At 60.2% G+C, this 12,535-nt stretch carries 10 protein-coding genes; 8 read left to right on the top strand and 2 right to left on the bottom strand.

Going from position 1 to position 12,535, the window contains the following annotated elements; all coding sequences use genetic code 11:
* Nucleotides 1–110: 110 nt before the first annotated feature.
* A complete protein-coding gene (locus QMX98_RS25795; protein WP_282411567.1) occupies nt 111–1,061 on the bottom strand; it encodes a DUF1853 family protein in 951 nt (316 codons plus the stop codon).
* A gap of 107 nt (nt 1,062–1,168) precedes the next feature.
* Between QMX98_RS25795 and QMX98_RS25790 the strand changes: the two genes are divergently transcribed.
* The 8 genes from QMX98_RS25790 (at nt 1,169) to QMX98_RS25755 (ending at nt 11,547) form a co-directional block, all read left to right on the top strand.
* Nucleotides 1,169–2,059, top strand: a complete 891-nt coding sequence (locus tag QMX98_RS25790) for an NAD(+) kinase (protein ID WP_010459816.1) — start codon at nt 1,169–1,171, stop codon at nt 2,057–2,059.
* A complete protein-coding gene (locus tag QMX98_RS25785) occupies nt 2,059–3,030 on the top strand; it encodes a metallophosphoesterase (protein ID WP_010459818.1) in 972 nt (323 codons plus the stop codon). The genes QMX98_RS25790 and QMX98_RS25785 overlap by 1 nt, the downstream gene beginning before the upstream one ends.
* Nucleotides 3,027–3,896, top strand: a complete 870-nt coding sequence (locus tag QMX98_RS25780; protein ID WP_145310144.1) for a rhomboid family intramembrane serine protease — start codon at nt 3,027–3,029, stop codon at nt 3,894–3,896. The genes QMX98_RS25785 and QMX98_RS25780 overlap by 4 nt, the downstream gene beginning before the upstream one ends.
* A 30-nt stretch (nt 3,897–3,926) precedes the next feature.
* Nucleotides 3,927–4,187, top strand: coding sequence for a DUF1315 family protein (locus QMX98_RS25775; protein ID WP_010459822.1), 261 nt, complete (start codon nt 3,927–3,929; stop codon nt 4,185–4,187).
* Nucleotides 4,184–5,014: a DUF2797 domain-containing protein gene (locus QMX98_RS25770; RefSeq protein WP_042932108.1), complete on the top strand. Its 831-nt coding sequence runs from the start codon at nt 4,184–4,186 to the stop codon at nt 5,012–5,014. Before QMX98_RS25775 ends, QMX98_RS25770 begins: the two co-directional genes overlap by 4 nt.
* Nucleotides 5,015–5,024: 10 nt before the next feature.
* Complete coding sequence (gene pepN / locus QMX98_RS25765) at nt 5,025–7,682, top strand: aminopeptidase N (protein ID WP_282411566.1); 2,658 nt, start codon at nt 5,025–5,027, stop codon at nt 7,680–7,682.
* A gap of 384 nt (nt 7,683–8,066) precedes the next feature.
* Nucleotides 8,067–9,134: a YCF48-related protein gene (locus tag QMX98_RS25760; protein ID WP_282411565.1), complete on the top strand. Its 1,068-nt coding sequence runs from the start codon at nt 8,067–8,069 to the stop codon at nt 9,132–9,134.
* 28 nt (nt 9,135–9,162) lie between these two features.
* Nucleotides 9,163–11,547 (top strand): RND family transporter, encoded by a 2,385-nt coding sequence (locus QMX98_RS25755; RefSeq protein WP_042932105.1) that lies wholly within the window; start codon nt 9,163–9,165, stop codon nt 11,545–11,547.
* A gap of 113 nt (nt 11,548–11,660) precedes the next feature.
* Here QMX98_RS25755 and QMX98_RS25750 read toward each other — a convergent pair whose 3' ends face one another.
* On the bottom strand, nt 11,661–12,380 hold the full coding sequence (locus tag QMX98_RS25750; protein ID WP_010459832.1) for a FadR/GntR family transcriptional regulator: 720 nt from the start codon (nt 12,378–12,380) through the stop codon (nt 11,661–11,663).
* Between the last annotated feature and the right edge of the window lie 155 nt (nt 12,381–12,535).

Below are 12,535 nucleotides of genomic sequence, written 5' to 3'. Positions count from 1 at the left end.
GGCAAGCCTCGCTCCTACAGGATTGATGACGAATGCAAATTCAGCGAACGATACAAAACCTGCAGTAGCGAGGCTTGCCCGCGAAGAGGCCAACCCAGGCACTACAAATCTCAACCACTGCCCGGCACGTTCGGCCAAAGATCCGCCACCAGAAACAACCGTTCCGCTTCCTCCCAATCCCCATCCGCGTTCTCGATCAGGCGCACCATCAACTGCGCCGGGGCCAAAGGCTCCAGGTCACTGAGCCATGCGTCCAGTTGCCCGGTGTTCCAGGTCTGTTCCGCCGGGTAATGCGCCGGCGCCAGCCACGCATGGCGGGGCAGGGGTTGCCAGCGGCCGAACGGGCGCTGCACGACAAAGTTCGCCCAGTCTTTCTGATGCAGCCAGCTGCCGCGCAGATGCTGCGGATGGGCACCGTGGGGGGGCTCGGCTTGTCCTGGCCACGGATACAGCAGATAACCGCCCAGCCACAGATGCGCGCTGAACTGCTGAATATCCAGCGCCGCCAGTACCTCGCGACTCTCGGGGCGGGCGGAAATCGGCAGTTGGTGTTGCGTCAGATGCGCCAGTTTGCGGTCCAGTCGATCATGACAACCTGGTCCGAGCCACTGCGCCGTGTCCTGTCCGTCACCATTCTGCGGCCCCAGATACAGCTTGATCGCCAGTTCCAGATGATGCACGCCGTCGCGGTCGCGCAACAGCATGTCCAGCTCGCCCAAGGTGTGGCCTTCGCGGCGGATCGGCATGTTGGCGGCAATCAACTCGATACCCGGCGCATGGCGCACGGCGTATTGCCACAAGCGTTCGTAATACAGGCCCAGTCGCCGGGTCCTGGCCTGCGCCAGCCAGTGCAGCAAGTCGTAACTGTCGCGGTCGAGTTGCTTCAGCCAGCGTTCCAGCTGCTCAGGTGCCTGCACCCAGTCGCTGCCGGCCAGCGGATGGCGTTGCGGCCACGGAGTGGTGTCGAGCATCGGCGGCGCGAGGATGACCCAGGCAAGGTCGCGCACCTCGGGGTGGCGCAACTGGTGGGGTAACTGGAGCAAATCGGGAAATAGGATCATCTTGCGAGCATAGCCCTAAACATGAGTACACCCTTGTGGCTGAAAGGATTTTGTCTATCCCGCGCTTTCGCCCATAATCGTGTTTTTCACCGTCGCGCAGGAACCCCATGGAGCAATTTCGTAATATCGGCATCATCGGTCGCCTGGGCAGTTCGCAGGTGCTGGATACCGTCCGCCGACTGAAACGGTTTCTGCTTGATCGTCACCTGCACGTGATTCTCGAAGACACCATCGCCGAAGTCCTGCCCGGTCATGGCCTGCAAACCTCGTCTCGCAAGATGCTCGGCGAAGTCTGTGACATGGTGATTGTGGTCGGCGGTGACGGCAGCCTGCTTGGCGCCGCGCGTGCCTTGGCCCGACACAATATTCCGGTGCTCGGCATCAACCGGGGCAGCCTCGGTTTCCTGACCGACATTCGCCCGGATGAACTGGAAGTCAAAGTCGCCGAAGTGCTCGATGGCCATTACCTGGTGGAAAACCGCTTCCTGCTGCAAGCCGAAGTCCGGCGCCATGCCGAGGCCATCGGCCAGGGCGATGCGCTGAACGACGTGGTCCTGCACCCGGGCAAATCGACGCGGATGATCGAATTCGAGTTGTACATCGACGGCCAGTTCGTCTGCAGCCAGAAGGCCGACGGCCTGATCGTCGCAACGCCCACCGGTTCGACCGCCTATGCGTTGTCGGCGGGCGGGCCGATCATGCATCCCAAGCTCGACGCTATTGTGATTGTGCCGATGTACCCCCATACCTTGTCGGGCAGGCCAATTGTGGTCGATGGCAACAGTGAGCTGAAAATCGTCGTGTCCAAAGATATGCAGATTTACCCGCAAGTCTCCTGTGACGGGCAGAACCATTTCACCTGCGCGCCGGGCGACACCATCACCATCAGCAAAAAAGCCCAGAAACTGCGGCTGATCCACCCGCTCGACCACAACTACTATGAGGTCTGCCGGACCAAGCTTGGCTGGGGCAGCCGGTTGGGTGGTGGAGGCGACTGATGCTCGATCCCGCGCGTAGCTACGACCTGATCGGTGACGTGCACGGTTGCGCTCTGACCCTTGAGCACTTGCTCGACCGGCTCGGTTATCACAAACAAGGTGGCGTCTGGCGGCATCCATCGCGCATGGCGGTGTTCGTCGGCGACATCATCGACCGCGGCCCGCGGATTCGCGAGGCGCTGCATATCGTCCACGACATGGTCGAGGCCGGTCAGGCGCTGTGCATCATGGGCAACCATGAATTCAACGCCCTCGGCTGGGCCACGCCGGCGCCGCCAGGCAGCGGCAAGCAGTTCGTGCGCGAACACACGCCACGCCATGCGCGCCTGCTCGGTGAAACCCTGACGCAATTTGAACATCACCCCGGCGACTGGCATGACTTCCAGCAATGGTTTTACGAACTGCCATTGTTTGTGGATGCCGGGCGTTTCCGCGTGGTGCACGCCTGCTGGGATGCCGGCCTGATCGAGCCGCTGCGCGCACTGTTCCCCGATGGCTGCGTCGACGAACATTTCCTCCAGGCCTCGGCCGTGCCGGGCAGTTTCGCCTGCACCGTGTTCGATCGTTTGCTGCGCGGGACCGACATGCGCCTGCCCCACGGGCTGACCATGACCAGCGGCGATGGCCTGACGCGTTCGTTCTTCCGCACCAAATTCTGGGAAGACGACCCGCAAACCTACGGAGACATTGTGTTCCAGCCCGACGCCTTGCCCGAACCCGTCGCCCAGACGCCCCTGTCGTCCACCGAAAAAAATACCTTGCTGCGTTACGGCGTCGATGAGCCGCTGTTGTTCGTTGGCCATTACTGGCGCAGCGGCAAACCGGCGCCGATCCGTCCGAACCTGGCCTGCCTGGATTACAGCGCGGTGCTCTACGGCAAACTGGTTGCCTATCGCCTGGATCAGGAAACCCGCCTCGACCCGCACAAGTTTGTCTGGGTCGATGTCGAGCGGCCGGAGGTGTTGCGATGACTACCGTTGCTGTTTTACGCCTGCCGCTGGCCGTGGATTTGAGCGGGTTCGTCAAACTGCTGCAACGCATGCAGGTGCCGCATCGGGTCAGCGAAGAGTCCGGTGAACAGGTGCTGTGGGTGCCGGCCAATATCAGCGAAGACGTCCGTTCCTTATATGAACGTTTCCCGGCGGGCGACCCTGATCAGCAGCTGGACATTCCGGTCGCGCAAACCACCAGGCGGCCTGGTTTCGTCGAGCAGATGCGCCATGCCAAGGCAACCGGCTTGGTGTTGCTGCTGAGCCTGATCGTCGGTGCGGTGACGCTGCTGGGGGAAAACCTCGACACGCTGCGTTGGCTGACCTTCCTCGATTTTCGTATCGTTGGCGAGTACATCCATTTTGTGCCCTTGGCCGACAGCCTGGCGGCGGGGCAGTGGTGGCGTCTGGTGACGCCGATGCTGATCCACTTCGGCATCCTGCACCTGGCCATGAACGGCATGTGGTACTGGGAGCTGGGGCGGCGCATCGAGTCGCGTCAGGGCAGCATCAACCTGATCGGCTTGACCTTGCTTTTCAGCCTGGTGTCGAACTACGCCCAGTTCGTTTTCAGTGGCCCGACCCTGTTCGGCGGGTTGTCCGGGGTGCTTTACGGCCTGCTCGGGCATTGCTGGATTTTCCAGATATTGTCGCCGAACCCGGCATATCGCCTGCCGCGCGGTGTGCTGGTGATGATGCTGGTGTGGCTGGTGCTGTGCCTGTCGGGCCTGGTCTCGATGATCGGTTTCGGTGAAATCGCCAACGCAGCCCATGTCAGCGGGTTGCTCGTCGGATGCTTGACCGGTTTGTTGGGTGGTTTGTACAACCGCCGTAAACTGGCCGTCTAATCAGTTATGTATTAAAGAGCGGAGCCCTTGATGTCCTCTTTTAACGAAATGATTCAAAACATCACCCCCGATATCTACCAGAGCCTGAAGCTGGCGGTGGAGATCGGCAAATGGTCCGACGGTGGCAAACTCACCGCCGAACAACGTGAATTGTCGCTGCAAGCGATGATCGCCTGGGAAATCCAGAACCTGCCCGAGGAAGAGCGTACCGGCTACATGGGCCCGCAGGAATGTAGCTCGAAGTCGATCAGCGTGCCGAACATCCTGTTCAAATCGGATGCCATCCATTGATTGAGATTGGCCGTGGTGCAATCAGCAAAATGTCGGCGCGCCTTGACGGGCCGAACGTGCAGTACGCGTTTCGTCTGGATGACGTCGAGGTGCCGGTCAATCCCTTGATCGGCAGCACGGTGCGTCTGGAATATCTGGGGGCGATTCATTGCACCCATTGCGGGCGCAAGACCAAAACCAGTTTCAGCCAGGGGTATTGCTACCCGTGTATGACCAAACTGGCGCAGTGCGACCTCTGCATCATGAGCCCGGAGCGTTGCCACTACGACGCTGGCACCTGCCGTGAGCCGGAGTGGGGCGAGAAGTTCTGCATGACCGATCACATTGTGTATCTGTCGAATTCGTCCGGGGTGAAAGTCGGGATTACCCGCGCCACCCAGCTGCCGACTCGCTGGATCGACCAGGGCGCCCGTCAGGCGTTGCCGATCATGCGCGTTTCGACCCGCCAGCAATCGGGGTTTGTCGAGGACCTGTTCCGCAGTCAGGTGGCAGACAAGACCAACTGGCGTGCTTTACTCAAGGGCGACGCGGTGTCGGTGAACCTGGCCGAGGTTCGCGATCAGTTGTTCGACAGCTGCGCCGAAGGGTTGCAAGGTTTGCAGGAACGATTCGGCCTACAAGCAATCCAGACCATTGCCGACGTAGAAACCCTCGAAATCCGCTATCCGGTCGAGCAATACCCGGCCAAAATCGTCAGCTTCAACCTGGACAAGAATCCGATTGCCGAAGGCACGTTGTTGGGGATCAAGGGCCAATACCTGATTTTCGACACAGGCGTCATCAATATTCGTAAATACACGGCTTATCAGCTCGCCGTGCATCAGTAAGGACTCCAGCATGCGCACCGAACAACCGAAGATGATCTATTTGAAAGACTATCAGGCGCCCGAGTACCTGATCGACGAGACGCACCTGACCTTCGAGTTGTTCGAGGACCACAGCCTGGTCCATGCGCAACTGGTGATGCGCCGCAATCCCGAGCGCGGCCCGGGCCTGCCGCCGCTGGTGCTGGACGGCCAGCAACTCGAGCTGCTGTCGGTCACCGTGGCTGACCGCGAGCTGAGCGACACTGATTATCAGCTGACGGAAAACCACCTGACCCTGCACCCGACCAGCACCACCTTCACGGTCGATACCAGCGTCAAGATCCACCCGGAAACCAACACCGCCCTGGAAGGTTTGTACAAATCCGGCACGATGTTCTGCACCCAGTGCGAGGCCGAAGGCTTCCGCAAGATCACCTATTACCTCGACCGCCCGGACGTGATGAGCACGTTCACCACCACGGTCATTGCCGAGCAGCATAGCTATCCGGTGTTGCTGTCCAACGGCAATCCGATTGCCTCCGGTCCCGGCGAAGACGGCCGGCACTGGGCGACGTGGGAAGACCCGTTCAAGAAACCGGCGTACCTGTTCGCACTGGTGGCCGGTGACTTGTGGTGCGTCGAAGACAGCTTCACCACCATGAGCGAACGCTCGGTGGCGCTGCGCATTTACGTCGAGCCGGAAAACATCGACAAGTGCCAGCACGCGATGAACAGCCTCAAGAAGTCGATGCGTTGGGACGAAGAGGTCTACGGTCGCGAGTACGATCTGGACATCTTCATGATCGTCGCGGTCAACGACTTCAACATGGGCGCCATGGAGAACAAGGGCCTCAACATCTTCAACTCCAGCGCCGTACTGGCCCGCGCCGAAACCGCCACCGATGCCGCGCACCAGCGTGTCGAGGCGATCGTCGCGCACGAGTACTTCCACAACTGGTCGGGCAACCGCGTGACCTGCCGCGACTGGTTCCAGTTGTCGCTCAAGGAAGGCTTCACCGTGTTCCGTGATTCGGGCTTCTCCGCCGACATGAACTCGGCCACCGTGAAACGCATCCAGGACGTGGCTTATCTGCGTACTCACCAGTTCGCTGAAGACGCAGGCCCCATGGCTCACGCCGTGCGCCCGGACAGCTTCATCGAGATTTCCAATTTCTATACCCTGACCGTGTACGAAAAGGGTTCGGAAGTGGTCGGCATGATCCACACCTTGCTCGGCGCCGAAGGCTTTCGCAAAGGCAGCGACCTGTATTTCGAACGCCATGACGGCCAGGCCGTGACCTGCGACGACTTCATCAAAGCCATGGAAGATGCCAACGGTGTCGACCTGACCCAGTTCAAGCGCTGGTACAGCCAAGCCGGTACCCCGCGTCTGGCGGTGAGCGAGTCCTACGACGCCGCCGCGAAAACCTACAGCCTGACTTTCCGCCAAAGCTGCCCGGCGACCCCGGACAAGGTGGAAAAACTGCCGTTCGTGATTCCTGTGGAATTGGGCCTGCTTGACTCGAAAGGGGCGGCCATTGCGTTGCGTCTTTCCGGTGAAGCCCAGACGCAGGGTACTTCGCGGGTGATCTCGGTGACCGAAGCCGAGCAGACCTTCACCTTCGTCGACATCGCTGAACAGCCACTGCCTTCATTACTGCGCGGCTTCTCGGCGCCGGTGAAACTGAGCTTCCCGTACAACCGCGATCAACTGATGTTCCTGATGCAGCACGACAGCGACGGTTTCAACCGCTGGGATGCCGGTCAGCAATTGTCGGTTCAGGTGCTGCAAGAGCTGATCGCTCAGCAGCAAAAGGGCGAAGCACTGGTGCTGGATCAACGTCTGGTTTCTGCTCTGCGCACCGTGCTGTCCGACGAGACGCTGGACCAGGCGATGGTTGCGGAAATGCTTTCGCTGCCGGGTGAGGCGTATCTGACCGAAATCAGCGACGTGGCTGACGTCGACGCCATCCATATCGCTCGCGAGTTTGCCCGCAAGCAATTGGCTGAAGGTTTGTTCGAGGCGCTGTGGTTGCGTTATCAGGCCAACCGCGATCTGTCGAAGAAAACCCCGTATGTGGCCGAGGCCGAGCATTTTGCCCGTCGTGCCTTGCAGAACATTGCGCTGTCGTACCTGATGCTCAGCGGCAAGCCGGAAGTGTTGGCGGCGACGCTGGAACAATTCGAGACCAGCGACAACATGACCGAACGCCTGACCGCGCTGGCGGTGTTGGTCAATTCGCCGTTTGAAGAGCAGAAGGCCTTGTCGCTGGCGAGTTTTGCCGAGCACTTCAAGGACAATCCGCTGGTCATGGATCAGTGGTTCAGTGTCCAGGCGGGCAGCACGTTGCCCGGTGGTCTGGAACGCGTTCGTCAATTGATGGAGCATCCGGCGTTCAACATCAAGAACCCGAACAAGGTGCGGGCGCTGGTCGGCGCGTTTGCCGGGCAGAACCTGATCAACTTCCATGCGGCGGACGGTTCCGGGTATCGCTTCCTGGCGGATCTGGTGATCGAGTTGAATGGCTTCAACCCGCAGATCGCTTCCCGCCAGTTGGCGCCGCTGACTCGCTGGCGCAAATACGACGACGCCCGTCAGGCGTTGATGAAAGGCGAGCTGGAGCGGATTCGTGCTTCGGGTCAGCTGTCCAGCGATGTGTTTGAAGTGGTCAGCAAAAGCCTGGCTTGATCCCTGTTCCGCGGAGTACCTGATCATTCCCACGCTCTGCGTGGGAATGCATCCCGTGAAGCTCCGCGCACAGCCTCTACAGCGGACGCAGAGCGTCCATGGCGGCCTTCCCACGCAGAGTGGGAACGATCTTCACGATCTTGCTTAACATCACCCCTCCGAATGCCTCCCCATTCATCCACACCCGCTATCCCCCCAGTTAACAAAACATAACGTGGCGTCGATTGTCAGACCTTTCCAAACCCCGATAGGATAAGCCAGCTTCCGAAGGGGCTCTAGATTGCGCATTTCAGGACTATGCTCCAGAACAGGCAATCCCGATGAGCACCCCTTACGGCGCCCTGAAAGGTTGAACGACCTAACAATAATAATGGGGGAAGGTCTATGAGTGAGCCTGTCATGGGTGTGGGTATCTGCCGCCCGCCGGCATTACGCAAGTTCGCGTTGCTGGCCACAGCGCTCTCGCTGTTGGGTTGTGCCGTGCTGCCGGCACCTGCGGTGGCCGCTGCGGCGCCAGCGTCCGACACTGTTTACGCCGTTGAATCTGCCAAAGCCAGCAAGAGCCTGATGCTCGACGTCGTGCACGTCGGCAAGCGCCTGGTGGCTGTTGGTGATCGCGGGCACATTCTGTATTCCGATGACCAGGGTGCAACCTGGACCCAGGCCAAAGTGCCGACCCGGCAATTGTTGACGTCGGTGTTTTTCGCCGATGACCAACACGGCTGGGCCGTCGGCCATGACGCTCAGATCCTCGCCAGCGAGGACGGTGGCGCCACCTGGACCAAGCAATTCGAAGATTTGAAACGCGAATCGCCGCTGCTCGACGTCTGGTTCCAGGACGTCAACAGCGGCTTTGCCGTGGGCGCCTACGGTGCGTTGCTGGCCACCACTGACGGTGGCAAGCACTGGGAAGATGCCAGTGATCGCCTCGACAACGAAGACCAATACCACCTCAACGGCATTGCGGCGGTCAAGGATGCCGGGCTGTTCATCGTCGGCGAGCAGGGCAGCATGTTCCGCTCCGCCGACTGGGGCCAGACCTGGGAAAAACTGGAAGGTCCATACGAAGGTTCGCTGTTCGGCGTGATCGGCACCGCTCAGGCCAACACACTGCTGGCCTACGGATTGCGGGGCAATCTGTTCCGCTCGACCGATTTCGGCACGACCTGGGAACCGGTCGAACTCAAGGCTGCTCGCGGTGCGCTGGAGTTCGGTCTGTCCGGCGCGACGCTGCTCGACGACGGCTCCATTGTCATCGTCGGCAACGGCGGCTCGGTGATCCGCAGCAACGATAACGGTGAAACCTTCAGCGTGTTCAACCGCCCGGATCGCATTTCCGTTTCGGCGGTGACCGCAGCAGGCAACGGCAATCTGATTCTGGCAGGACAGGGTGGCGTTCGCGTCACCACGCCAACCGGCGCAGAGAATGGCAAAAACGGGTCGTCCAAATGAGCCGGGCAAATAATAAGAAGGCGGGTCTATGACATCCTTGAGCAGTCATCACCAAGACAAGGCGACGTTTCTGGAACGCCTGATTTTCAACAACCGCCCGGCAGTGATCGTCATCTGCCTGCTGGTCAGCATCTTCCTGTTCTGGCAGGCGACGCTGATCCGGCCGTCCACCAGTTTCGAAAAAATGATCCCCCTGGATCATCCCTTCATTCAAAAGATGATGGAGCACCGCAACGATCTGGCGAACCTGGGCAACACGGTGCGCATTTCCGTGGAAGCCACCGACGGTGACATATTCTCCAAGGAATACATGGAGACCCTGCGTCAGATCAACGACGAAGTGTTCTACATTTCCGGCGTCGACCGTTCCGGCCTCAAGTCGCTGTGGAGCCCGAGCGTGCGCTGGACCGAGGTGACGGAGGAGGGCTTTGCCGGTGGCGAAGTGATCCCGCAGAGCTATAACGGCTCCCAGCAAAGCCTCGACCTGCTTCGCAACAACGTGCTCAAGTCCGGTCAGGTCGGGCGCCTGGTGGCCAACGACTTCAAGTCGAGCATCGTCGACATCCCGCTGCTGGAGTCCTACCCGGACCCGCAGGATCAGGGCAAGTTGCTGGCGCTGGACTACCGCAAGTTCTCCCACGAGTTGGAAGAAAAGATCCGCGACAAGTTTGAAGCGCAGAACCCTAACGTGCAGATCCACATCGTCGGTTTCGCCAAGAAAGTCGGCGACCTGATCGATGGCCTGGTCATGGTGGTGATGTTCTTCGGCGTCGCCTTCGTCATCACCCTGATCCTGCTGTACTGGTTCACCAACTGCATGCGCAGCACCGTGGCGGTGTTGAGTACGACGCTGGTGGCGGTGGTCTGGCAGTTGGGGTTGATGCACTTTTTCGGTTTCGGGCTTGATCCGTATTCGATGCTGGTGCCGTTCCTGATCTTCGCCATCGGTATTTCCCACGGCGTACAGAAGATCAACGGGATCGCCTTGCAGTCCAGCGAAGCCGACAACGCCTTGACCGCCGCACGCCGCACGTTCCGCCAGTTGTTCCTGCCAGGGATGATCGCGATCCTTGCGGACGCGGTGGGCTTCATCACCCTGTTGATCATCGACATCGGTGTGATTCGTGAACTGGCCATCGGTGCTTCCATCGGTGTCGCGGTGATCGTGTTCACCAACCTGATCCTGCTGCCGGTCGCCATCTCCTATGTCGGCATCAGCAAGCGCGCTGTCGAACGCAGCAAGAAAGACGCGCACCGCGAACACCCGTTCTGGCGCCTGCTGTCGAGCTTTGCCAGCCCGAAAGTCGCACCGGTGTCGATCGTCCTGGCCTTGTTGGCCTTCGGCGGCGGCCTCTGGTACAGCCAGAACCTGAAAATCGGCGACCTCGACCAGGGTGCCCCGGAACTGCGGCCGGACTCGCGTTACAACAAGGACAACAACTTCATCATCAGCAACTACTCGACCAGCTCCGACGTATTGGTGGTGATGGTCAAGACCAAGTCCGAAGGTTGCTCGCGCTACGAAGCCATGGCGCCGATCGACGAACTGATGTGGAAGATGCAGAACACCGAGGGCGTGCAGTCGGCGATCTCCCTGGTGACCGTGTCCAAGCAGATGATCAAGGGCATGAACGAGGGCAACCTGAAATGGGAAACCCTGTCGCGTAACCCGGACGTACTGAACAACTCCATTGCCCGTGCCGATGGCTTGTACAACAACAGTTGCTCCCTGGCGCCGGTACTGGTGTTCCTCAACGACCACAAGGCCGCCACCCTGGATCGCGCCGTGCATGCGGTGCAGGACTTCGCCAAGGAAAACAACAAGGACGGCCTGGAGTTCATCCTCGCGGCGGGTAACGCCGGTATCGAGGCGGCGACCAACGAGGTGATCAAGGAATCCGAGCTGACCATCCTGATCCTCGTTTACATCTGCGTCGCGACCATGTGCATGATCACCTTCCGTTCCTGGGCGGCGACCTTGTGCATCGTGCTGCCGCTGGTGCTGACCTCGGTACTCGGCAACGCCCTGATGGCCTTCATGGGCATCGGCGTGAAAGTTGCGACCCTGCCGGTCGTGGCGCTGGGGGTGGGGATTGGCGTGGACTACGGCATCTACATCTATAGCCGTCTGGAAAGCTTCCTGCGTGCGGGCCTGCCGTTGCAAGAAGCCTACTACCAGACGCTCAAGTCCACTGGTAAAGCCGTGCTGTTCACCGGCCTGTGCCTGGCGATCGGTGTGTGCACCTGGATCTTCTCGGCCATCAAGTTCCAGGCCGACATGGGCTTGATGCTGACCTTCATGCTGCTCTGGAACATGTTCGGCGCGCTTTGGCTGCTGCCGGCGCTGGCTCGCTTCCTGATCAAGCCGGAGAAACTGGCGGGGCAGAAGGGCAATTCGTTGTTCGCTCACTGATCCCTGGCTGAAACAGAAAAGCCGCAACCTGGGTTGCGGCTTTTTTTCATCCGAGGATTAACACAACCCTTTGCAGGAGCCGGCTTGCTGGCTCCTAAAAAGGACCGCGTTGGTTATGAGGGATCAGTGCCGAGCACGACGTTCAGCGCACTGCGCGCATCGTCGAGCTGAACGAGGGTCGCATGCCGCGCACCCAGCGCATCGCGGTTCTCGATCGCCGTCAGGATCGCCTTGTGTCGGGGCAGCGCCAGTTCATGCAGGTTCGGCCGTTGGTTGGAATGTTTCAGCGCTTCAGCAATCGCCACCGACAGCATGTTGCACAGGTTGGCCAGCAGATCGTTGTGGGTCGCATCGGCGATGCGGCTGTGAAAATCCAGGTCCGGCTGCAACAGCGCTTCCGGCGTCGGTGCGGCTTCCATGCGCTGGTAGGCTTCACCGATGGAGGCGATGTCTGCGTCGGTCGCGAACTGCGCGGCGAGGGCGGCGGCAGCGGGTTCGATGATGCTGCGCACGCTGGTCAGCAACTCGAAAAATTCATTCTGCGGGCTGCTTTGCATCAGCCAGTGCAGCACATCCGGATCGAGCATGTGCCATTCCTTGCGCTGCTTGACCACGGTGCCGACCCGCGGACGGGAATACACCAGGCCTTTGGCAACCAGCACGCGGGTGGCTTCGCGCAGCACCGGGCGGCTGACCGCGTACTCCTCGCACAGCAGGGCTTCGGCGGGCAGTTTGTCGCACGGTTTGAAGCGCCCGGAAACGATCTGCATGCCCAATTCCTGGACGATGCGCGAGTGCATGCTTTTGCGGTCGGAGGGTTTGCGGTAATCCATGGGGAACGGCGCGATCCTGTGCGATGGAGATGCCGCGCATGATAGCAGGCGCGGACCCGGTCCTGAATCAGATGAAGAGCCAATGTGGGAGTGAGCCTGCACGCGATAGCGGTCGTTCAGTCAACATCAATGTTGAATGTACGACCGCTATCGCG

The organism is Pseudomonas sp. PS02303, from assembly GCF_029959925.1.
Classification (GTDB): Bacteria; Pseudomonadota; Gammaproteobacteria; order Pseudomonadales; family Pseudomonadaceae; genus Aquipseudomonas; species Aquipseudomonas mandelii.
Note: the sequence above shows the minus strand (reverse complement) of the source record. Positions and strands in the feature narration are given on the sequence as shown.